This window comes from Bacillus vallismortis (genome assembly GCF_040784915.1).
In the GTDB taxonomy this organism is placed as follows: Bacteria; Bacillota; Bacilli; order Bacillales; family Bacillaceae; genus Bacillus; species Bacillus subtilis_G.
On sequence record NZ_CP160797.1, the window covers coordinates 258,916 to 280,965 of the forward strand.

Consider the following 22,050-nt stretch of genomic DNA (forward strand, 5'->3'; position numbering starts at 1 on the left):
AATGACAGCTTTATATTCTGTTATCAAGTTTAAAATCATTGAATTAATTAAGTCGGGCAAATATCAGGCGAATGATCAGCTGCCGACGGAGAGCGAGTTTTGCGAACAATATGATGTCAGCAGAACAACTGTGAGATTGGCTCTGCAGCAGCTTGAGCTTGAGGGATATATTAAACGGATTCAAGGAAAAGGAACATTTGTATCGGCGGCAAAAATACAAACGCCGATTCCGCATCAGATTACGAGCTTTGCAGAACAAATGAGAGGCCTGCGTTCTGAATCAAAAGTGCTTGAACTCGTGGTGATCCCTGCTGATCACTCCATTGCCGAGCTTTTGAAAATGAAAGAGAATGAACCTGTCAATAAGCTTGTCAGAGTCAGATATGCCGAGGGGGAACCTTTGCAGTACCACACCTCATATATTCCATGGAAAGCGGCACCTGGTCTGGCTCCGGAAGAGTGCACCGGCTCGCTTTTTGAACTGTTAAGGACAAAATACAATATTGAAATCAGCAGGGGCACGGAATCGATCGAACCGATTTTAACCGATGAAACGATCAGCGGCCACTTATTAACCAATGTGGGAGCACCGGCGTTTTTAGCAGAATCCCTCACCTATGATAAAAATGAAGAAGTCGTGGAATATGCGCAAATTATTACGCGGGGAGACCGAACGAAATTCACCGTAGAACAGTCATATCATTCATAAAGCAATGCGTATGAAAGAAAACGCCTGATGGTTATGAAGAAAGGAATGGTGGTTCTATGTTTCTATTGACGAATGGAAAAGCGCTGTGGGGGTCTGTGATTGCTGCTTTCGTCCTTTCAATGGTGTTTTATCCGTTTCTTCCGGCGGAGATGCCGATTCATTATGATGGTACAAACAGCCCGGATTTGACAGTGAACAAGCTGGCGGGGACAGTGATACTGCCTGTCATGATGTTGGTGTTCGCATGGGCGCAAAAGATCAATTGGCAATTTGTGATCGCGGTGTATATTTTGCTGATTTGCCATATTGCCGTCCTTTATTTAGCAGTCTAAAATCAGACAGCCGGAATGAATCTGGCTGTTTTTCTTTTATTTTTTCTTCATTTGACAATGGATGTGGTGTATAATAGCTGATGATCATAAAGAATATTCTGAAATTTATAGATTAAAAGCGGCGTATAATCAAAGAAGCGGATGAAGTTTTTGCAGCTTTAAAAAGACTGAATATTTAAACAACTACGATGTGAAAGGTGTGCTGATCAGATTGAATAAGCTTATCGAACGAGAAAAAATTGCATTTCATAAGGCGAAGCCTGACCCGTCATTCTTGGAATTCGGGAAATATTTTACGGATTATATGTTTGTGATGGATTATGAAGAGGGAATAGGCTGGTGCCATCCTAGAATAACGCCGTACGCGCCGCTTACGCTTGATCCTTCTTCATCTGTCTTTCATTACGGCCAGGCTGTTTTTGAAGGATTAAAAGCGTACAGAACAGAAGATGGCAGAGTGCTTCTGTTCCGGCCGGACCAAAATATCAAACGGCTGAACAGATCATGTGAGCGCATGAGTATTCCTCCTTTAGACGAAGAGCTTGTGCTTGAGGCATTGACGCAATTAATTGAGCTGGAGAAAGATTGGGTTCCAAAGGAAAAGGGGACGTCACTGTATATTCGGCCCTTTATCATCGCCACAGAACCGAGTCTCGGGGTGAAGGCATCCAAAACCTATACATTTATGATCGTGCTTTCGCCTGTCGGCTCATACTATGGCGATCAGCTGAAGCCGGTGAAAATCTACGTCGAAGATGAGTACGTGCGGGCGGTAAATGGCGGAGTCGGATGTGCAAAAACGTCGGGAAACTACGCCGCCAGCCTTGAAGCGCAGCGAAAAGCGAATGAGCGGGGCTATGACCAGGTGCTGTGGCTGGACGCCATTGAAAAGAAATATGTGGAAGAAGTAGGGAGCATGAACATCTTTTTTGTCATGAACGGGGAAGCTGTCACACCGGCTTTAAACGGGAGTATTTTAAGCGGGATTACACGTTCGTCTGCGATTGAACTGATTCGCAGCTGGGGCATTCCGGTTCGTGAAGAGAGAATTTCGATTGATGAGATTTATGCGGCCTCTGCGCGCGGGGAATTGACAGAGGTCTTCGGCACGGGCACGGCAGCCGTCGTAACGCCTGTCGGTGAACTCAATATTCGTGGGAAAACGGTGATTGTAGGCGACGGACAAATCGGGGACATCTCGAAAAAATTGTATGAAACGATAACAGATATTCAGCTTGGCAAAGTGAAAGGGCCGTGCAACTGGACAGTGGAAGTCTAAAGATCGAAAAAGAACCTGCTCTGAGGCAGGTTCTTTTTACTTTGAATGAGTCATATCAGCTGTCGGCTTGTTTATGCGATTTTTTACATAATACACTGCGTAGCAGATGGCCATAAAAGAAATGCCGCAATACAGTGCGATTCTTTGATTTGGATCAAAGGCAATGCCGAGCACGGATGCCAGGCATAATAGGAACGCGGCAATCGGCACGAACGGATACCAAGGGGTCCGGTACTTTAAATCGGCGACCTTGTTTCCCGCTTCGATATACCGTTTTCTGAACATGAATTGAGAAGCTGCGATTCCCATCCACACGACAACGACCGCAAAACCGGAAATCGACACGAGCACAACGTATACAGTGTCTGGCGCAAATACGCTGGACAGCAATGAGAGAATGCCGCCGATCATGCTGAACACCAGCGCGTTAAACGGGGTTCCTTTTGATGTCAGCTTTGCAAATGCCGGGTGAAGCGTCTTTTCTTTTGATAAAGACCACAGCATCCGGGAAGAAGCGTAGAGTCCGGAATTAGCCGCTGACAGGATCGCTGTCAGGATGACAAAGTTCATGATATCGGCTGCGTATGGCACACCGACTCTGTCAAAGACAGCGACAAACGGGCTTTTGATGACGCCTGCTTCTTGAATCGGAATCAGCCCTGACAGGACAAAAATGGTTCCGATAAAGAAGAGTGAAAGACGCCAGACCGTTGTTTTAATCGCTTTTGGTATCGTCTTGTCGGGATCGACGCTTTCTCCGGCGGCGATTCCGATCAGTTCAGTCCCCGAAAAGGCAAAATTGACAGACAGCATCGTCATCAAAATCGGGACAAATCCATGTGGAAAGAGCCCGCCTTCCGCTGTGAAATTGGACAGCATCGGAGCGGCCTCTCCGCCTTGAATCGGAATGATGCCGAACATGGCAGAGCCGCCTAAAAGAATAAACAATACAATGGCTAAAACTTTGATGCTGGAAAACCAAAATTCCGATTCAGCGAAAAACTTGACCGAAAATGCGTTAAGCAAGAAAATCAACAGCGCAAAGACGGCACTCCACATCCAAACGGACGTATGGGGGAACCAGCGCTGCATTAACAGGCCGGCTGCTGTGAATTCCGATCCCAATGCCACGGTCCATGTCAGCCAGTACAGCCAAGCGACCGTAAATCCAGTTCCCGGTCCTATGTATTTGGTTGCATAGGTGTGAAAGGCGCCTGTCACAGGCATGGCTACAGACAGCTCACCGAGGCATAGCATGACCAAATAGACGATTCCGGCGCCGACTAAGTAGGCGAGTATCGTTCCCGCCGGGCCTGCCTGCTGAATGGTATAGCCGGAGCTTAAAAACAGTCCGGTTCCGATGACACCCCCTAAGGAAAGCATAAAGAGGTGCCGGCTTTTCATACTTCTCTGAAAGTTTGTCTCATTCTTGTTGTGAGCAGATTTCATCTTTTTCCAACTTTCTATCGGCGATTTCTTTCCTTTAATAAAAAATCCCATGTCAGCGAGTGACACGAGACTCCGGCGAACCGGCTTTAAGATAGAATATACAAACAATTCCGATAAGTCAAGTTGTTTTTAAAGAGCGCGCCCAAGCCGCGATTTCTTTAATATCTTCGGGTTTTGTCCGGCAGCAGCCGCCAATCAGCTTCGCTCCTTTTTCATGCCACGCGCGGGCGCTTACTCCGTAAGGTTCTCCGCATGCCGCCCCGTTCCACGTTTTTGTCTCCGGATCATACTGCTCGCCTGAATTCGGGTAGACGATGATCGGTTTTGATGTGTGTTTTTTTAACTCCTCTATTAAAGAAGGGATATGCTGAAGCGGCGTGCAGTTGATGCCGAGCGCTGCAATTTGGCGGTGCTTATCAAGCCATGACGCACAGTCAGCGGCAGGTGTTCCGTCACTAATATGAAGGCTGTCTTTTGCACTGAAGCTGATCCACGCATACGTTTCAGGAAACTCCTTCAGCAGCCGCGCAATCGCTTTTGCTTCGCTCAGACATGGGATCGTTTCACATGCCAAAACATCAGCTCCAGCTTCGATCAGCGCCTTCATGCGGGGGCGATGAAATTCAACAAGTTCATCCTCTGAGATTCCGTAGTCGCCGCGATACTCAGAGCCGTCTGCAAGATAAGCGCCATAAGGGCCGACAGAAGCCGCAATGATTGGCTTTGGCCGATTGACACGGTTTTCTTCGAGCGCCCAAAATTCATCACGTGCTTCAGCTGCGATGCTGACGGACATCTCGATGAGCCGGCGTGCTTCCGCTTCGCTCAGCCCGCGTGCGGCAAAGCCTTCAAACGTAGACTGATAGCTGGCGGTGATCGCACAGTCAGCACCTGCCGCAAAATAATCAGTATGCACTTGTTTAATCAGATCCGGCTCTTCCATCAGGATTTTTGCCGACCAGAGACTGTCGTTCAAATCACAGCCCTTGCGTTCAAGCTCGGTCGCCATGGCGCCGTCTAGCACAATAAGCGGGTATGTATCTAGTATGTGTTGGATAGGATTCATAGAATGTACCGATGCCTTCTTTCAGATTTTTTGAAATGATATGAAAATCGTAAGGGAGGTTTACGTGTTTGTCAATAAACACAAAAGGGAAAGGTGTTCAGCCCGTCTATCTGAACACCTTTTTTTTATGATATTTGTTTGTTGTGTGTGTCAGCCTGTTTGTCAGAAAGCGGCCAGCATTCAATGCCATTGTGGTTTTTGAGCACATTTTTATAAAAGACTGGATCTTTGCCCGCTTTTTTCTGGCGTGTATAGTCTTGCAGCGCCACAAAAACGACCTTTGATAATAAGAAAATCGCAATTAAATTCACGACGACCATCAAGCCCATGAACAAATCAGCCAGATCCCAGACGAGCTGGACTTTGGCAACACAGCCAAACACAATCATCGCCAGCACGCCGATACGGTAGACAAAAATCAGTTTTTTACTTTTGTTTAAAAAGCCGATATTGGTTTCCCCGTAATAATAGTTTCCGATTAATGCACAGAAACCGAATAACAAAATCAGAATGGCGAGAAAGCCTGATGCCCACGATCCGACATGGGAGCTGAGAGAGGCTTGTGTCAACGCGATCCCGCTCAGTCCCGGAGTTTGATAGGCATCCGAAAACAGGATGATAAAAGCAGTGCTTGTACAAATGACTAGCGTATCTGACAGCACACCCAGCGCTTGAATCAGCCCCTGTTTGACAGGATGGCTTGTCGTTGCGGTGGCGGCGGCATTCGGTGCGCTCCCCATTCCCGCTTCGTTTGAAAAGATTCCCCGTCTGACGCCCTGCATTAACGCCGCTCCCAAAGCGCCGCCAGCGGCCTGGTCAAAACCAAACGCATTTTTCACGATAAGCGTAATCACGTCAGGCAGCTGCGTAATGTTGGTTAAAATCACAAAAAACGCAACGCTGATATACAGGGCCGCCAACACGACGACAATGGATTCAGCCAGCTTCGCAATCCGTTTTACGCCGCCGAAAATAATCGTGCCGAACACAGTAATTAAAATGAGTCCCAATGTCAGGCGGTTTGTGCCGAACGCGTTTTCAAAGGCGAGGCTGACTGTATTTGATTGGACCGAGTTAAAGACGATACCGAACGATAAGGTGATTAATACAGCGAACAGCGCGCCCATCCACCTTTTGTTCAGCCCTTTTTCCATGTAATAAGCCGGTCCGCCGCGGAATCCGTTTTCATCTTTTACTTTATAAATCTGGGCCAGTGTGCTTTCCACAAAGCTTGATGCTGATCCGATAATGGCGATAATCCACATCCAGAAGATTGCACCGGGTCCGCCGAGCGCAATGGCGATGGCAATGCCCGTAATATTTCCCGTTCCGACACGGGCTGCCATGCTGATACAGAACGCTTGAAACGGAGAAATACTGTTTTTCGATCGGGAGGCAGCACCTTCTTTTAATACCCTGACCATTTCTTTCAGCATGCGAACCTGCAAAAACTTCAGTCTGAACGTAAAATAGATTCCCAGAGAAAGGAGCAATACAATTAATAGCTTTGACCACAAAAGATCATTTGCGATACCGACAACATGTTCCAGGATTTGCTGCATACAATCACCTCTTTTTTTTTATGTTTAAAAAATGCTGAGTTCCCACTCCTGTGCCATATGCTTCAGCAGCATTCCGCCAGTGAGGCTGTTGCCGTATTCATCAATGGCCGGTCCGTAAATGCCGATCCCGCAACCGGATGGAAAAGGCTTTTCTCTTCTGGCGCTTGGAGGAACCAGTGCCATAATGCCGCCGGAGACGCCGCTTTTGGCCGGCACGCCGACAAACGCCGCATATTTGCCTGAAGCGTTGTACATGCCGCACGTCAGCATTAACGCCTTGGCCAATTTTGCCACGTCCTTTGGAATCACTTGCTTGCGGTGAATCGGATGATAGCCGTCATGGGCAAGGATCAGGCCGATCAATGCGATATCTTCAGTGGTGCTCTCCATGGCGCAATGCTTCAAGTAAACCTCAAGCGTTTCTTCTACGTCTGCTTCTAAAAAGTTTGTTTCTTTTAAATAGTAGGCCAGCGCTCTGTTGCGGTGGGCGGTTTCCCACTCAGATCGGAACACTTCCTCATGAATTCTCGGCTGTTTTCCTATTAAGGTTTCCATCACCGAGTTAAGAAAATCGAGCTTATCGTGTGCCGACTCTCCGGGAAGAAGCGAGGCGATGGTGAGAGCACCCGCGTTGATCATAGGATTGAATGGCTTTCCCGGCTTGTTGATTTCGAGCCGAATGATGGAATTAAAGGCGTCACCTGTCGGCTCGACATCTACGCGGTCCAGTACATAGGGAATGCCGCGGCTCATGCAGGCGGCGATAAAGCTGATCACTTTTGAAATGCTTTGCAGGGTAAAAGGGACGTTCCAGTCGCCGGAGTGTATCATCGTTCCGTCAGGCTCCAATATACAAATGCCGAGCTGTGAATCATTGACTTTTCCTAAAGCGGGGATATAATTTGCACTTTGTCCATTAGCGGCAAATGGGCGATAGTGCTCCACCCAATCATGCAGCTGGGACGCCGGGTCTATTTCTTTCCGGAGCTCTTTTATCAATTCTTTCATCAAATTCCTCCTCACTGTTTTTTTAAAGGACTATGGTTTACCAAAACGAAGGATGAAGGGGCATTAAACGCTTTCACTAAAGCGGAGGGTATATTTACTGTATAATGACGACTACAGAATCATACAAAATACGACAAAAATATTTTGAAAATAAGCCGTAAGATTTATAAAAACCTCATGTTCTGGGTCAAAAGAAATTTGCGGGTTTTCAGCCGTTTCCCCAAAATAAAAGCGAGGATGTGATCATCATAAAACTGAAGCGTTTTTTTGAAAAAGATGGATATATTTTGGCTCTCATGCTGATGACGGTACCCTTGGCCGGTGAACTGAAATTTTATCCTCTTAATGAAGAGTTCCGGATTAGCTTTGGCGCACCGGTTTTTTTCTTCTTCTTGTCGCTGCTGCGGCATGTGCCCGCTGTGCTGCCGGGTTTTCTGACTGGAGCGGCAGTACTCGTCTTTCGTGTCTTTCTGGAATTGTGGCGCGGGGGACACGATGGACTGACTCCGATTCTGTATGACCAAGCGTCTGGCTTTTTCTTTTATATGACTTACGCTTGCCTGTTTTCCGTATTGAAGGCTAATCGTTTCCGCGAACGGCCGTTTATGCTCGGCTTTGTCGGTTTTATGATTGAAATTGTGGCAGATTGTGTCGAGCTGGCTGTGCAGTTTCTCATGTTCCATACCGTCGTCACGCCTGAGGAAATCACCGATCTCGCGGTGATTGCGATTTCTCACACATTTATCGTGATGAGCTTTTATAGTGTGCTGAAGCTGTATGAAACACAATCGAGAGAAAAACAGACAAGGCGGCAACACGAGCATATGCTGATGATCGTTTCCAATTTATATGAAGAAACGGTGCATCTAAAAAAGACGCTGAAAACGACAGAACAAGTGACGAACGATTCGTATCAGCTCTATCGGGAAGTAAAGGGCAAAGATGATCAGCTCAGCGGCAGAATCCTGAGGCTGGCCGGAGAAATTCATGAAGTGAAAAAGGACAACCAGCGGATATTCGCCGGGCTTTCAAAACTGATTTCTAATGAGAGCTTGAGAGATTATATGAGGGCGTCTGATTTGCTGCAGCTTGTGATTCGCATGAATGAGAAGTACGCTGAAGCACTGGGAAAGCAGATTGATTTTCACTGCTTGATAGAGGGGGAGCATGAAGAATATCACGTATTTATCGTGCTTTCGATCATTAATAATCTAACGGCGAATGCGGTAGAAGCCATGGGGGAAGAGGGAATGATCAGCCTGAGGCTCAGTAGGCCAAATGAGAATATGGTAGAATTCCAGGTAGAAGACAATGGTCACGGCATTTCTGAGAAAATCGGAGAGATTGTGTTTGACCCGGGCTTTACCTCAAAATATGACGAATATGGCACGCCTTCTACGGGAATTGGACTTTCCTACGTGAAGGAAATCGTGACAGAGCTGGAAGGGGATATCACATTTGATAATCAGCAGCGTGGAGTGGTGTTTGCTGTTAGGCTGCCTGTCCGGCATTTGATTCAGAAAGGGTGAACCGAAGCTATGCGTTTTTTTATCGTTGATGATGACCGTGCGGTACGGTCGATTTTAAGGCAGATCATTGAAGATGAGGATCTCGGGGAAGCTGCTGGTGAAGCGGAAGACGGGAGCCAAGTGGAAGGGCATATGCTGCAATTCAAGCAGATTGATATTTTATTAATCGATCTGTTAATGCCTGGAAGAGACGGCATTGAGACGATTCGCCAGCTCCAAAATACGTACTCCGGCAAGATCGTCATGATCTCTCAAGTGGAAGCGAAGGAAATGGTCGGAGAAGCGTACTCACTCGGCATCGAATATTTTATCCATAAGCCGATTAACCGCATTGAAATTGTCACGGTTCTCCAAAAAGTGAAGGAACGGATCGAGCTTGAGCACTCAATTGGGGCTATTCAGCTCTCTCTCAGCCGGCTTGTCAATCGGAATGAACGGAAAACGCGTCCTCAGCAGAATAGTGACAGCGGCTTAAAAGAAGCAGGAACATTCCTATTGTCCGAGTTGGGCATGATGGGGGAAGGCGGCGCGCATGATCTCGTGGCGGTGCTGCAGTATTTAGCAGAACATGAGCCGTACGAAAAACATATCCCTTCGCTAAAACAGATCTTCACTCAAGTAGCGGAACGGAAGCTGGGGGCAGGGGCATCCCAAACGGAAGTCAATCGCGAAATGAAAGCCTCGGAGCAGCGCATTCGCAGAGCGATTATCCATTCACTGCACCATTTTGCTTCACTGGGCACAACTGATTTTTCAAATCCGAAATTTGAAACCTATGCATCGAAATTCTTTGATTTTCCGGTTGTCAGCCAGAAAATGAAAGAACTTCAATCCAAGGATGCAAAACCTCTCGCCACTGCGAGAGTGAATATGAAAAAATTCATCCATGTGTTCTTTTTGGAGGCGAAGCTTTTGCATGAGGCGATGAAACAAAGAAGGGTGTAAAACCAAACAGCCGGCTGTCCCGGCTGTTTTTTTGCTGCGCCAGAACCCCGGAGGGACAGCGGTTTACTTTCTTTTTATAAAATATCAGAAAATAAAGATATTGACTTATTGTTTATTTGTCTTACAATTAAACAAAAGGATGTATGGGAAGGAGCGGATGCGAAACAAAAACTAATAAAAGCGCTTTCGGTCAGGGCTGTTTACACGAATAACAGGAGGTTATGTTGATGAGCCGTATGAGAAAAGCACCTGCTGGAATTTTAGGTTTTCCGGTTGCTCCTTTTAACACACAAGGAAAACTGGAGGAGGAAGCTCTTTTTCAAAACATTGAGTTTTTGCTGGAAGAAGGCTTAGAAGCGATTTTTATCGCTTGTGGGTCTGGTGAATTTCAATCTCTCAGCCAGAAGGAATACGCGCAAATGGTCGAAGTCGCAGTCTCGGCAGCCGGAGAAAAGGTTCCGGTTTACACGGGGGTGGGGGGTAACCTCAGCACAGCGCTTGAATGGGCGCAGCTGTCGGAGAAAAAAGGCGCCGATGGCTACTTGATCCTGCCTCCGTATTTGGTACATGGCGAACAGGAGGGGCTCTATCAGTATGCGAAAACGATTATTGAAAGCACTGACCTGAATGCGATTCTTTATCAGCGCGATAACGCCGTTCTCTCTCTTGAGCAGATCAAGCGGCTGACCCAATTGGAACAGCTTGTCGGAGTGAAGGACGGGGTGGGAAATATGGATTTGAATATTAACCTCGTCTATACGCTCGGCGACCGCTTAGGATGGCTCAACGGAATGCCGATGGCTGAAGTGACGATGCCGGCTTACCTGCCGATCGGATTTCACTCTTATTCTTCAGCGATTTCAAATTATATCCCGCATATTTCCCGGATGTTCTATGACGCATTGAAAAACGGAAATGACGAGCTGGTGAAGGAGCTCTATCAGCATGTGATTCTGCCGATCAACGACATTCGCAAACAACGAAAAGGATACGCCGTATCTTTGATTAAAGCGGGCATGGAGATCATGGGTTTAAATGTGAGAAACACAGCCAGACCGCCTGTCGGCCCGGTTGAAAAAGAGCACTATCAGCAATTAGAGGCGATTTTGAAGCAGGCGGCTGACCGTTTTCCGAAAAAAGCCGCGACGGTTTGAAGAACAAAAAAACATGAAAGGGGCAATGGGCATGTCTGTGATCACGGAACAAAACACGTATCTGAACTTTATTAACGGAGAGTGGGTGAAGTCTGAGTCAGGCGATATGGTCAAGGTCGAAAACCCCGCGGATGTGAATGATATTGTCGGCTATGTACAGAATTCAACGGCTGAAGATGTGGAACGGGCCGTCGCCGCCGCCAATAAAGCCAAAACGGCTTGGAGAAAGCTGACGGGTGCCGAGCGGGGCCAATACTTATACAAAACAGCGGATATCATGGAACAGCGCTTGGAGGAAATCGCCGCCTGTGCAACGCGTGAAATGGGAAAAACACTGCCCGAAGCGAAAGGAGAAACGGCTCGGGGTATTGCGATTCTGCGCTATTATGCCGGAGAGGGCATGCGCAAAACGGGTGACGTCATTCCGTCTACTGACAAAGACGCGCTCATGTTCACAACTCGTGTTCCGCTCGGTGTTGTCGGCGTGATTTCTCCGTGGAACTTTCCGGTGGCGATTCCGATTTGGAAGATGGCCCCGGCATTGGTGTACGGAAATACCGTTGTCATCAAACCGGCGACAGAAACAGCCGTGACATGCGCGAAAATGATTGCCTGCTTTGAAGAAGCGGGGCTGCCGGCAGGAGTCATCAATTTCGTGACAGGCCCGGGTTCTGTTGTCGGGCAGGGACTTGCTGAGCATGACGGGGTAAACGCCGTTACGTTTACCGGTTCAAATCAAGTCGGCAAAATCATCGGGCAGGCCGCTTTAGCGAGAGGAGCCAAATATCAGCTTGAAATGGGCGGCAAAAACCCGGTCATCGTAGCTGATGACGCTGATCTTGAAGCTGCGGCAGAAGCTGTCATTACGGGTGCCTTCCGTTCAACCGGACAGAAGTGTACCGCGACAAGCCGCGTCATTGTGCAAAGCGGAATTTACGATCGTTTTAAAGAAAAACTTCTCCAGCGCACAAAAGATATTACGATCGGAGATAGCTTAAAAGAGGATGTCTGGATGGGGCCGATTGCCAGCAAGAATCAGCTTGATAACTGTCTGTCGTACATTAGGAAAGGCAAACAGGAAGGCGCTTCCCTTTTGATCGGAGGTGAAAAGCTGGAGGATGGAAAGTATCAAAAGGGCTATTATGTTGAGCCTGCCATCTTTGACAATGTGACATCTGAGATGACGATTGCCCAAGAAGAAATTTTTGGTCCGGTGATCGCCCTGGTCAAGGTGGACTCAATGGAGGAGGCCCTGGACATCGCCAATGATGTGAAGTTTGGTTTAAGCGCATCCATTTTCACGCAAAACATCGGCCGAATGCTTTCATTCGTTGATGAAATTGACGCCGGGCTTGTCCGGATTAACGCAGAAAGCGCGGGTGTTGAGCTTCAGGCGCCTTTTGGGGGAATGAAGCAGTCAAGCTCCCACTCCCGTGAACAGGGTGAGGCGGCGAAGGACTTTTTCACGGCGATCAAAACCGTTTTTGTGAAGCCGTAAGGGTGCTGGAAAGAGGCGGACGTCTCTTTCCTCGCTTTATCACCAGCCAGCATATGATTCTCTATTTTGAAAAGGAGAAGATATTATGAAAAAAGACTATGCGAATGTTTCACCGGCGGGCAATAAAACGTCTGTACGCTGGTTCATCGTTTTTATGCTGTTTCTTGTGACCTCTATTAACTACGCGGATCGGGCGACGCTTTCCATCACGGGAGATTCCGTCCAGCATGACCTGGGATTGGACTCGGTCGCCATGGGATATGTCTTTTCTGCTTTTGGCTGGGCCTATGTCATCGGGCAGCTTCCGGGCGGCTGGCTGCTGGACCGTTTTGGTTCAAAGACGGTCATTGCGTTAAGCATTTTTTTCTGGTCGTTTTTTACACTGCTGCAAGGGGCGATTGGCTTTTTCTCCGCCGGCACAGCGATTATCCTGCTGTTTGCACTGCGTTTTCTGGTCGGCTTGTCCGAAGCGCCTTCATTTCCCGGAAACGGAAGAGTTGTTGCCTCATGGTTCCCAAGCTCCGAGCGCGGGACAGCTTCAGCCTTTTTTAATTCAGCTCAATACTTCGCAATCGTCATTTTTTCTCCTTTAATGGGCTGGCTCACCCACTCTTTCGGCTGGCATTCCGTCTTCGTTGTCATGGGTGCCGCGGGCATTCTTCTGGCTGTCATCTGGCTAAAAGCGGTGTATGAACCTAAAAAACATCCGAAGGTCAATGAAGCCGAGCTTGCATATATCGAACAGGGCGGCGGGCTGATTTCCATGGATGACAGCAAAAGCAAGCAAGAAACAGAATCGAAATGGCCTTATATCAAACAGCTGTTGACGAACCGCATGCTGATCGGCGTGTACATCGCGCAATATTGCATTACAACTCTCACCTATTTCTTTCTCACATGGTTCCCGGTATATTTGGTTCAGGCCCGCGGAATGTCTATCCTTGAAGCGGGGTTTGTCGCTTCCCTGCCGGCGCTGTGCGGATTTGCCGGCGGTGTGCTTGGGGGCATCGTGTCAGACATCTTGCTCAAAAAAGGCCGTTCTCTGACCTTTGCAAGAAAGGCGCCGATCATTGTCGGCATGCTGCTGTCTTGCAGTATGATTGTCTGTAACTACACGGATTCAGCGTGGCTCGTCGTTGTCATTATGTCACTCGCGTTTTTCGGAAAAGGCTTCGGCGCATTGGGATGGGCTGTCGTGTCGGACACGTCTCCGAAAGAGTGTGCAGGATTAAGCGGCGGGTTGTTCAACACATTCGGGAACATCGCCTCGATTACGACTCCGATTATTATTGGTTATATCGTTAACGCTACAGGATCTTTTAATGGAGCGCTTGTGTTTGTCGGCGCTAACGCGATTGCGGCGATCCTCAGCTATTTGTTGCTGGTCGGGCCGATCAAACGGGTCGTGTTAAAGAAACAAGAGCAGGACCCCGATCAATCATTGCCTGTCTAACACTTATGAAAGCGCTTTATAAAAGGAGGATAAAACATGAGTTCACCAATACAAGAGCAGGTCCAAAAAGAAAAAAGATCGAATATTCCTTCAATTTATGAGATGAAGGTAATCCCTGTTGCGGGACATGACAGCATGCTGCTGAATCTGAGCGGCGCACACAGCCCATTTTTTACCCGGAATATCGTGATCTTAACCGACAGCAGCGGAAATCAGGGAGTTGGCGAGGTGCCTGGCGGAGAACAGATACGCCGTACACTCGAGCTGGCAAAGCCGCTTGTGGTCGGAAAATCTATTGGCGCGTATCAGGCGATATTGCAGACGGTCAGAAAGCAGTTTGCCGATCAGGACAGGGGAGGGCGCGGCATCCAGACGTTTGATTTGCGCACCACCGTACATGCCGTCACAGCGCTGGAAGCGGCTTTGTTAGATTTGCTTGGAACGTTTCTTCAGGAACCGGTCGCGGCCTTGCTGGGCGAAGGGAAGCAGCGCGATGAAGTGAAAATGCTCGGCTACCTCTTTTACATCGGTGACCGAAAGCGGACGACCCTGCCGTATCAAGGCGATGAGCAGTCAGATTGTGAGTGGTTCCGTCTTCGCCATGAGGAAGCACTGACGCCTGAGGCTATTGTACGCCTTGCCGAATCCGCGCAGGAGCGCTACGGCTTTCAGGATTTCAAGCTGAAAGGCGGGGTGCTGCGGGGAGAGGATGAAATCGAAGCTGTCACCGCATTATCAAAACGTTTTCCTGAGGCGAGAATTACCCTTGATCCGAACGGGGCGTGGTCATTAGAGGAAGCTATTATATTATGCAAAGGAAAGCATGATGTGCTTGCGTATGCGGAAGATCCGTGCGGGGATGAGAACGGCTACTCCGCCCGTGAAATAATGACTGAATTCCGCCGTGCGACAGGGCTTCCGACCGCGACAAATATGATTGCGACCGACTGGCGGGAAATGGGTCACGCGATCCAGCTTCACGCGGTGGATATTCCGCTGGCTGATCCGCACTTCTGGACGATGCAGGGTTCGGTGCGGGTGGCGCAAATGTGCCATGATTGGGGTTTGACATGGGGCTCCCACTCCAACAACCACTTTGATATCTCCCTAGCGATGTTTACTCATGTGGCAGCGGCGGCTCCGGGACGCATTACGGCGATTGATACCCATTGGATCTGGCAGGACGGGCAGCGTTTAACGAAACAGCCTTTTGAGATTGCCGATGGCTGTGTCAAGGTGCCGAATAAGCCCGGTCTTGGCGTTGACATTGATATGGAACAAGTGGAAAAAGCGCATGAACTCTACCAGAAAATGAATTTAGGCGCCCGGAATGACGCGATCCCTATGCAGTTTCTGATCAACAACTGGGAGTTCGACCGGAAACGCCCGTGTCTTGTGCGATAAGATTGATTGTAAATATTGTAACCTTGGCTATTTTGTCTTACAATTGAACAACTGAAGGGAGAGTTGTTCGTGTACGAAGGTTTAGAGGATCTGAAAGTCGATACAGTCAATCGGAAAACATTAGCCAAGCAGGTCATTGAACGAATTGTCCATTTATTGTCGAGCGGACAGTTAAAGGCCGGAGACAAATTGCCGACAGAAATGGAACTGATGGACATTTTGCATGTCAGCAGGCCGGTGCTTCGAGAGGCGCTGAGTTCACTTGAAACGCTGGGCGTCATTACGAGAAAAACCCGCGGCGGCACGTATTTCAACGATAAAATTGGCATGCAGCCATTTTCCGTCATGCTTGCCTTGGCCACTGATAATCTTCCGGCCATCATTGAAGCGCGAATGGCGTTAGAACTCGGACTCGTGACGATTGCCGCGGAAAAAATCAATGAGGATGAACTCCAGCGTTTGCAGAAGACGATCGACGACATCGCCAGCAGCACTGACAATCTTTATGGTGAAGCGGATAAAGAATTCCATCGAATTATTGCGTTAAGTGCCAATAACCCCGTTGTCGAAGGGATGATTCAGTCTCTCTTAATTACCCATGCGAAAATTGACAGCCAGATTCCGTACAGGGAGAGAGATGTAACGGTCGAATATCACAAAAAAATCTACGATGCACTTGCTAAAAGAGACCCTTACAAAGCGCATTACCACATGTATGAGCATCTGAAATTTGTCCGTGACAAAATTCTAAAGGGCATGGATGAGAAATAATTGCAGAGACAGCCGCAGTTGAAACGAAAGAGCTGCGGCTTTTTTGAACCGATTAAGAAAGCGTTTACTATGATATAAGGAGTGATTTTCATATGGCGATGAACCTCAGGCAGAACCAAGCGCCCCTTTACATCAAAGTGAATGAAACAGATAACACGGCGATTATTGTCAATGACGGGGGACTTCCAAAGGGCACTGTTTTTTCATGCGGGCTCGTACTTGAAGAGGATGTCCCTCAAGGCCATAAGGTGGCGTTAACCGATCTCAATCAAGGGGATGAGATCGTGCGTTACGGAGAGGTGATCGGATTTGCCGATGAGACGATCAAACGAGGGAGCTGGATACGGGAAGCCCTCGTGAGAATGCCCGCTCCACCCGCTTTAGATGATCTTCCTCTCGCAAACAGAGTGCCCAAACCGCTGCCAACTCTTGAAGGTTACACGTTTGAAGGGTATCGAAATGCGGACGGTAGTGCCGGGACGAAAAATATTCTCGGCATCACCACAAGTGTCCAATGTGTCGTTGGCGTTTTGGATTATGCGGTCAAACGGATCAAAGAAGAGCTGCTGCCGAAATATCCAAATGTCGATGACGTTGTGCCGTTGCATCATCAATACGGCTGCGGGGTGGCGATCAATGCGCCTGATGCTGTCATTCCGATCCGCACAATTCAAAATCTGGCGAAGCATCCGAACTTCGGCGGTGAAGTGATGGTGATCGGATTGGGATGTGAAAAGCTCCTCCCGGCAAGGATTGCGCCTGAGAAGCATGATGATATCCTCTCACTCCAAGATCACCAAGGTTTTGCGGCGATGATTCAATCCATTTTGGAAATGGCGGAGGAACGGTTAATCAGGCTGAACAGCAGAACCCGTGTGACCTGCCCTGTTTCGGATCTGGTTATCGGCCTGCAATGCGGCGGCAGTGATGCGTTTTCCGGCGTGACGGCGAACCCTGCCGTGGGGTATGCGGCTGATTTATTGGTTCGGGCAGGTGCGACCGTTTTGTTTTCTGAAGTGACAGAGGTGCGGGATGCGATTCATTTATTAACACCGCGGGCTGTCAGTGAAGAGGTTGGACAATCGCTGATCAGAGAGATGAAGTGGTATGACAGCTATCTGCGGCGGGGGGAAGCGGACCGAAGCGCGAACCCGTCACCAGGCAATAAAAAAGGCGGGCTATCCAATGTAGTGGAAAAAGCGTTAGGCTCGGTAGCCAAATCAGGCACAAGCCCCATCTCCGGCGTGCTCGGACCGGGGGAAAAGGCAGAGCGAAAAGGGCTGCTGTTCGCGGCGACACCGGCGAGCGATTTTGTGTGCGGAACCCTGCAACTGGCGGCAGGCATGAATCTGCAGGTTTTTACGACAGGGAGAGGAACACCGTACGGCCTGGCCGCTGCCCCGGTGCTGAAAGTATCCACACGGCATTCATTATCAGAGCATTGGGCGGATTTAATCGATATCAATGCCGGACGAATCGCGACAGGAGAGGCCAGTATTGAAGACGTAGGCTGGGAAATCTTCAGGACAATTCTGGCTGTGGCGAGCGGCCGCAAACAAACGTGGGCGGACCGCTGGGGCCTTCATAATGATTTGTGCTTGTTTAATCCTGCTCCGGTGACTTGATACATCTTGTGATTGACTTCTAAAAATAATCAGAGTATTATAAACTCTACAATTAATAGGACGGATCAACAATCGTGAGGAAGAGTGAGTACGCGTCAATGTGTGAGGTTCAGAGAGTCGGTGGCAGGTGTGAACCGATCCTCCCCTGATGCCGAATGGGCTTCTGAATTGCTTTGCTGAACGGATAGTAGGCGATGCCGGGATTCTCTCCCCGTTACCAAGAGAGGAGTATCGAAACGGATGTTTTCTGTACTGAGAGTGAACGGCGTATAGCTGTTAATAAAGGTGGTACCGCGAGACCCTCGTCCTTTGCATAGGACGGGGTTTTTTTGTGTCTTAAAGGAGGTGACGGCCAATGGATGATGGCTGGTGGTGCATAACAGAAAATAGGAAAGGAGGATGTCATGTGGTCATAGCAACTGATGATCTTGAGGTCGCATGCCCTGAGTGTGAAAGAGCAGGAGAAATCGAAGGCAGCCCATGTCCAGCTTGCGGCGGGAAGGGTGTCATTCTGACGGCTCAAGGAAATACGCTTCTGGATTTTATACAAAAGCATTTGAACAAGTAAAGGAGAAAAGCTGAGCTGAGATGAGAGTAGAAGAGCAGAGTAAGATTCGCAAGGCATCGGCAGGTACGGTTTTTTTGCTGATCGGAACGGTTTGTTTTGCATCTAAGTCGATTTGGATTAAATGGGCATATCAAATGGGTGCTGAGCCAGACGCGGTGTTGTTATACAGACAGCTGTTTGCTGTTCCGCTGTTTTGGTTGATTTTTTTGTTATACCGTCCTCCAATGCCAGACGGTATGAAAAAAGGAGATCTATGGAGGGCGTGTGTCGCGGGAGTGTTTTGTTTTTTTCTGTCTCCCTTGTTTGATTTTATCGGGTTGAACCATGTATCCGCAATGGTTGAGCGTATTTTGCTGATGAGCTATCCGGTGTTTATGATCGGATTCAACGCGTGTTGTGACCGGAAAATGGTTTCCATCCAAGACCTTTTCGCAGTGCTGATGGTCATGATCGGTTTTTTCTTTGCGCTCGGCGGCTGGAATGCCGAGCTTTTTCAGGCGAATATGATTGGTTCTGTATTCATTTTGTTATCCTCGGCCGTTTATGCTGGCTATCTTGTTCTTTCCGGGCGGCTCGTCCATCAAATCGGCGGCATCCGACTCAATGCTTATGGGATGACAGCAGCCGGAGCGGCCATGATGCTTTACACAGGCATAAAGGCGGCGATCGGCATAAATACGCCAATGACAGCATATCCGCTTGCTGTGTACGGTTTGTTTGTGTTCATCGCAGTCGTCTCCACTGTGATTCCATTTGTGCTGATGCTTGAGGGCATAAAACGAATCGGGGCACTGCGAGCTGCCACTATTTCAATGGCAGGGCCTGTCCTGACGATTTTCTTTGGAGCCTTATTTCTCGGTGAGCGGCTCAAACTTACTCAAACCATCGGATGCGCTGCCGTATTCTTTGTCATTACGGGCATGGAATACAGGAAGCTGAAAACAGGAAAAAATAAATAATTTTTGTAAAACACACACGTTTTTCAATTACAATAAGTGTAATTACGTGTGTGTTTTTTGATTTTGTAAAGGTTAGGTGAGAAGATGCAGCGCATATTGCTTGTAGAAGACGACCACTCAATCAGTGAAATGGTGGATCATTATTTAACAAAAGAGGGTTTTGAGATGGTGCATGCTTTCGATGGAGAAGAAGGCATCCGGCTGTTTCGTCAGGATTCATATGATTTGATTCTCCTTGATATCATGCTCCCGAAGCTGAACGGCATGGATTTTCTGAAAATCATCCGCGAAAAAAGCAACATTCCAGTTTTAATGATTTCGGCAAAAGACGGAGATGTGGATAAGGCATTGGGACTGGGGTTTGGGGCGGATGATTATATCTCCAAACCGTTTTCGATGATTGAGCTGACAGCTAGAGTAAAGGCCGCGATACGGCGGGCGACGCAATATTCGGCAGAGGAACCGGCTGAGAATAAGGTGATCCAGATTCAACAGCTTACGATAGATACAGATAATGTCTCAGTGTTGAAAAGTGGGAAGCCGCTTCAGCTAACGTCAACAGAATGGCAGCTGCTGTGCCTGTTTGCGGAAAATCCTAAAAAAGTGTTTACGAAAGAACAAATCTTCCGTTCGGTCTGGAATGACGAGTACTTTGGCGATCAAAATATCATTAACGTACATATGCGGCGTCTTAGAGAAAAGATTGAAGACGATCCCTCTTCACCTCAATACATTAAAACGTTATGGGGCATCGGTTATAAATTAGGAGAGTTTTAGCATGACAGTGTTATGGATGGCCGCTGTCATCGTTCTGGTATGTCTGAATGTCATTCAATTCATGATGAAAAAGAAGCGGGATGGGAATTTGGCATACATGGCTGAACAGCTCGGAGCCATGCTCAATCGGGATTCGGCAGGGCAAATTTTGCTTCATACAGACGATCAGGCGGTGAAAGACCTGCTTGTCAACACCAACCTATTCGTTGAGAATCGTCAGCAGATCAGCGCCCGGTTTGCCAAAACAGAGCAGTCTATGAAGCGAATGCTGACCAATATGTCACACGACCTTAAAACGCCGTTAACAGTCATTCTCGGTTATATCGAAACCATTAAAAGTGATCATGACATGCCGGACGAAGAGCGGGAAAGATTGCTGGGTAAGCTCGGCCAGAAAACAAATGAACTCATTCAGATGATCAACTCCTTTTTTGATTTAGCGAAATTAGAATCTGAAGATCAAGACATCCCGATCACCAAAATACATATGAACGAAATATGCAAACGAAATATCCTGCACTATTATGACGCCGTTCAGTCAAAAGGCTTTCAAGCTGCCATCGATATCCCGGACACGCCGGTGTTTGCGCAGGCGAATGAAGAGGCATTGGACAGAATCCTGCAAAACCTCTTATCCAATTCGATTCAATATGGCGCGGCCGGCAAGTTTATCGGCATGACGCTGTCGTATGATGAGACGAGCGTTGCCATCACTGTATGGGATCGCGGAAAAGGGATCGGTGAAACCGATCAGCAGCGTGTGTTTGAGAGGCTGTACACACTTGAAGAATCCAGAAATAAAGCATTTCAAGGAAGCGGTCTCGGTTTAACCATTACAAAACGGCTTACGGAAAAAATGGGAGGCACTATATCCATTCAAAGCAAGCCGTACGAACGGACCGCATTTACGATTACATTGAAACGAATGACATACTAGCAAACGTAAGAATTTCTTAAGATTTGAGAAATAAAAATGACAGGGATCGCCGCTACAATAGAAAACAGGAAAAGAGAGGGAAGGAGAAACAAAGTTGACTTATATCGTACAAACGAACGGACTGACCAAAGCGTATCAGGGAAAAGAAGTCGTATCCAATGTCAGCATGCATATTAAAAAAGGTGAGATCTATGGCTTTCTGGGCCCGAACGGCGCGGGGAAAACAACCATGATGAAAATGCTGACGAGCCTTGTTAAACCGACAAGCGGTGAAATCAGCATCCTAGGGAACAAGCTCACCCACACATCATACGAGGTGCTGGGGAACATCGGCAGCATGATTGAATATCCGATTTTTTATGAAAGTCTGACAGCTGCAGAAAACTTAGATCTGCATTGTGAATACATGGGGTACCACAATAAAAAAGCCATTCAAGAAGTGCTGGATATGGTGAACTTAAAACAAATTGACAAGAAGCCTGTCAAAACATTTTCGCTCGGTATGAAGCAGCGCCTTGGGATTGCGCGTGCCATCCTCACGAAGCCGGATCTGCTTATTTTGGATGAACCGGTAAATGGGCTTGATCCCATCGGCATTAAAAAGATCAGGCAATTATTTCAAGTGCTGAGCAAAGAGTACGGGATGACGCTGCTGATTTCAAGCCACTTGCTGGGTGAAATCGAACAAATTGCGGACACAATTGGCGTCATTCGAGACGGCAGGCTGCTTGAAGAGGTGTCAATGGAAGCCGTCAGAGGCCAGAATACTGAATACATCGAGCTTGTCACACCGGATCAGACAAGAGCCTGCTTTGTGCTGGAGAAAGAGCTGCGATTAACCAACTTTAAAATCTTAAATGAGAAAACGATTCGGATTTACGAGGCAGAAGCCTCTCAAGCTGCCATATCCAAAGCGCTGATTTTAAATGATGTAGACATTGAATCAATGAACAAAAAGTATACGTCGCTGGAGGATTATTTTATCAGCTTGATCAACGGCAATAGCATCGGTGCGTAAAGGGGGA

The 22,050-nt window shown here is 47.9% G+C and carries 20 protein-coding genes and 1 other annotated feature; of the genes, 16 read left to right on the plus strand and 4 right to left on the minus strand.

Going from position 1 to position 22,050, the window contains the following annotated elements:
• Position 1 precedes the first annotated feature (1 nt).
• From gamR to ABZM97_RS01445, 3 genes are all read left to right on the plus strand, one after another.
• On the plus strand, positions 2–709 hold the full coding sequence (gene gamR / locus ABZM97_RS01435; protein WP_087991803.1) for a transcriptional regulator GamR: 708 nt from the start codon (positions 2–4) through the stop codon (positions 707–709).
• 56 nt (positions 710–765) lie between these two features.
• Positions 766–1,041, plus strand: a complete 276-nt coding sequence (locus ABZM97_RS01440; protein ID WP_087991804.1) for a DUF1648 domain-containing protein — start codon at positions 766–768, stop codon at positions 1,039–1,041.
• Positions 1,042–1,252: 211 nt separating this feature from the next.
• Positions 1,253–2,320, plus strand: coding sequence for a branched-chain amino acid aminotransferase (locus ABZM97_RS01445; protein WP_367387138.1), 1,068 nt, complete (start codon positions 1,253–1,255; stop codon positions 2,318–2,320).
• Between the two features lie 36 nt (positions 2,321–2,356).
• On the opposite strand, the gene mmuP is transcribed toward ABZM97_RS01445, so the two are convergent.
• The 4 genes from mmuP to ABZM97_RS01465 all read right to left on the minus strand — a co-directional run bounded on the left by mmuP (position 2,357) and on the right by ABZM97_RS01465 (position 7,405).
• Positions 2,357–3,769, minus strand: coding sequence for an S-methylmethionine permease (gene mmuP, locus ABZM97_RS01450; protein WP_253268790.1), 1,413 nt, complete (start codon positions 3,767–3,769; stop codon positions 2,357–2,359).
• A gap of 118 nt (positions 3,770–3,887) precedes the next feature.
• Positions 3,888–4,835 carry a homocysteine S-methyltransferase gene (gene mmuM, locus ABZM97_RS01455; protein ID WP_087993079.1) on the minus strand — a complete coding sequence of 316 codons (948 nt, stop codon included), beginning with the start codon at positions 4,833–4,835 and terminating at the stop codon, positions 3,888–3,890.
• Positions 4,836–4,960: 125 nt separating this feature from the next.
• Positions 4,961–6,397 carry a sodium:alanine symporter family protein gene (locus tag ABZM97_RS01460; RefSeq protein ID WP_202328637.1) on the minus strand — a complete coding sequence of 479 codons (1,437 nt, stop codon included), beginning with the start codon at positions 6,395–6,397 and terminating at the stop codon, positions 4,961–4,963.
• A 24-nt stretch (positions 6,398–6,421) separates the two neighbouring features.
• Positions 6,422–7,405 carry a glutaminase gene (locus ABZM97_RS01465; RefSeq protein WP_087993081.1) on the minus strand — a complete coding sequence of 328 codons (984 nt, stop codon included), beginning with the start codon at positions 7,403–7,405 and terminating at the stop codon, positions 6,422–6,424.
• Positions 7,406–7,701: 296 nt separating this feature from the next.
• On the opposite strand from ABZM97_RS01465, the gene ABZM97_RS01470 reads away from it, so the two are divergent.
• The 13 genes from ABZM97_RS01470 to ABZM97_RS01530 all read left to right on the plus strand — a co-directional run bounded on the left by ABZM97_RS01470 (position 7,702) and on the right by ABZM97_RS01530 (position 22,043).
• Positions 7,702–8,934, plus strand: a complete 1,233-nt coding sequence (locus tag ABZM97_RS01470; RefSeq protein WP_367387466.1) for an ATP-binding protein — start codon at positions 7,702–7,704, stop codon at positions 8,932–8,934.
• Positions 8,935–8,943: 9 nt separating this feature from the next.
• Positions 8,944–9,879, plus strand: a complete 936-nt coding sequence (locus tag ABZM97_RS01475) for a DNA-binding domain-containing protein (RefSeq protein ID WP_087993082.1) — start codon at positions 8,944–8,946, stop codon at positions 9,877–9,879.
• Between the two features lie 227 nt (positions 9,880–10,106).
• On the plus strand, positions 10,107–11,033 hold the full coding sequence (gene kdgD, locus ABZM97_RS01480; protein WP_087993083.1) for a 5-dehydro-4-deoxyglucarate dehydratase: 927 nt from the start codon (positions 10,107–10,109) through the stop codon (positions 11,031–11,033).
• Positions 11,034–11,064: 31 nt separating this feature from the next.
• Complete coding sequence (gene gucD / locus ABZM97_RS01485) at positions 11,065–12,531, plus strand: alpha-ketoglutaric semialdehyde dehydrogenase GucD (RefSeq protein ID WP_087993084.1); 1,467 nt, start codon at positions 11,065–11,067, stop codon at positions 12,529–12,531.
• Between the two features lie 85 nt (positions 12,532–12,616).
• Complete coding sequence (gudP, locus tag ABZM97_RS01490) at positions 12,617–13,984, plus strand: glucarate transporter GudP (RefSeq protein WP_087993085.1); 1,368 nt, start codon at positions 12,617–12,619, stop codon at positions 13,982–13,984.
• Between the two features lie 36 nt (positions 13,985–14,020).
• The gene (gene gudD / locus ABZM97_RS01495; protein WP_202328650.1) at positions 14,021–15,388 is read left to right on the plus strand and encodes a glucarate dehydratase; all 1,368 of its coding nucleotides are present in this window, start codon (positions 14,021–14,023) and stop codon (positions 15,386–15,388) included.
• A 69-nt stretch (positions 15,389–15,457) separates the two neighbouring features.
• The gene (locus ABZM97_RS01500) at positions 15,458–16,159 is read left to right on the plus strand and encodes a FadR/GntR family transcriptional regulator (RefSeq protein WP_087993087.1); all 702 of its coding nucleotides are present in this window, start codon (positions 15,458–15,460) and stop codon (positions 16,157–16,159) included.
• Between the two features lie 92 nt (positions 16,160–16,251).
• A complete protein-coding gene (gene garD / locus ABZM97_RS01505; protein ID WP_087993088.1) occupies positions 16,252–17,784 on the plus strand; it encodes a galactarate dehydratase in 1,533 nt (510 codons plus the stop codon).
• A gap of 65 nt (positions 17,785–17,849) precedes the next feature.
• Positions 17,850–18,097, plus strand: a binding site (T-box leader).
• 93 nt (positions 18,098–18,190) lie between these two features.
• Positions 18,191–18,352 (plus strand): hypothetical protein, encoded by a 162-nt coding sequence (locus ABZM97_RS01510; protein WP_003241325.1) that lies wholly within the window; start codon positions 18,191–18,193, stop codon positions 18,350–18,352.
• A 20-nt stretch (positions 18,353–18,372) separates the two neighbouring features.
• Positions 18,373–19,311 (plus strand): DMT family transporter, encoded by a 939-nt coding sequence (locus tag ABZM97_RS01515; RefSeq protein ID WP_202328652.1) that lies wholly within the window; start codon positions 18,373–18,375, stop codon positions 19,309–19,311.
• Positions 19,312–19,407: 96 nt separating this feature from the next.
• Positions 19,408–20,088 (plus strand): response regulator transcription factor, encoded by a 681-nt coding sequence (locus ABZM97_RS01520; RefSeq protein ID WP_202328878.1) that lies wholly within the window; start codon positions 19,408–19,410, stop codon positions 20,086–20,088.
• Between the two features lies 1 nt (position 20,089).
• Positions 20,090–21,025: a HAMP domain-containing histidine kinase gene (locus tag ABZM97_RS01525; RefSeq protein ID WP_087993090.1), complete on the plus strand. Its 936-nt coding sequence runs from the start codon at positions 20,090–20,092 to the stop codon at positions 21,023–21,025.
• 94 nt (positions 21,026–21,119) lie between these two features.
• A complete protein-coding gene (locus tag ABZM97_RS01530; protein WP_367387139.1) occupies positions 21,120–22,043 on the plus strand; it encodes an ABC transporter ATP-binding protein in 924 nt (307 codons plus the stop codon).
• Positions 22,044–22,050 lie beyond the last annotated feature (7 nt).

What these genes read in the sequence shown, in the direction of transcription:
- gamR (WP_087991803.1), top strand. Translation starts at nt 2, where the DNA reads ATGACAGCTTTATATTCTGTTATCAAGTTTAAAATCATTGAATTAATT.
- ABZM97_RS01440 (WP_087991804.1), top strand. Translation starts at nt 766, where the DNA reads ATGTTTCTATTGACGAATGGAAAAGCGCTGTGGGGGTCTGTGATTGCT.
- mmuP (WP_253268790.1), bottom strand. Translation starts at nt 3,769, where the DNA reads ATGAAATCTGCTCACAACAAGAATGAGACAAACTTTCAGAGAAGTATG.
- mmuM (WP_087993079.1), bottom strand. Translation starts at nt 4,835, where the DNA reads ATGAATCCTATCCAACACATACTAGATACATACCCGCTTATTGTGCTA.
- ABZM97_RS01460 (WP_202328637.1), bottom strand. Translation starts at nt 6,397, where the DNA reads ATGCAGCAAATCCTGGAACATGTTGTCGGTATCGCAAATGATCTTTTG.
- ABZM97_RS01465 (WP_087993081.1), bottom strand. Translation starts at nt 7,405, where the DNA reads ATGAAAGAATTGATAAAAGAGCTCCGGAAAGAAATAGACCCGGCGTCC.
- ABZM97_RS01470 (WP_367387466.1), top strand. Translation starts at nt 7,702, where the DNA reads ATGCTGATGACGGTACCCTTGGCCGGTGAACTGAAATTTTATCCTCTT.
- ABZM97_RS01475 (WP_087993082.1), top strand. Translation starts at nt 8,944, where the DNA reads ATGCGTTTTTTTATCGTTGATGATGACCGTGCGGTACGGTCGATTTTA.
- kdgD (WP_087993083.1), top strand. Translation starts at nt 10,107, where the DNA reads ATGAGCCGTATGAGAAAAGCACCTGCTGGAATTTTAGGTTTTCCGGTT.
- gucD (WP_087993084.1), top strand. Translation starts at nt 11,065, where the DNA reads ATGTCTGTGATCACGGAACAAAACACGTATCTGAACTTTATTAACGGA.
- gudP (WP_087993085.1), top strand. Translation starts at nt 12,617, where the DNA reads ATGAAAAAAGACTATGCGAATGTTTCACCGGCGGGCAATAAAACGTCT.
- gudD (WP_202328650.1), top strand. Translation starts at nt 14,021, where the DNA reads ATGAGTTCACCAATACAAGAGCAGGTCCAAAAAGAAAAAAGATCGAAT.
- garD (WP_087993088.1), top strand. Translation starts at nt 16,252, where the DNA reads ATGGCGATGAACCTCAGGCAGAACCAAGCGCCCCTTTACATCAAAGTG.
- ABZM97_RS01515 (WP_202328652.1), top strand. Translation starts at nt 18,373, where the DNA reads ATGAGAGTAGAAGAGCAGAGTAAGATTCGCAAGGCATCGGCAGGTACG.
- ABZM97_RS01525 (WP_087993090.1), top strand. Translation starts at nt 20,090, where the DNA reads ATGACAGTGTTATGGATGGCCGCTGTCATCGTTCTGGTATGTCTGAAT.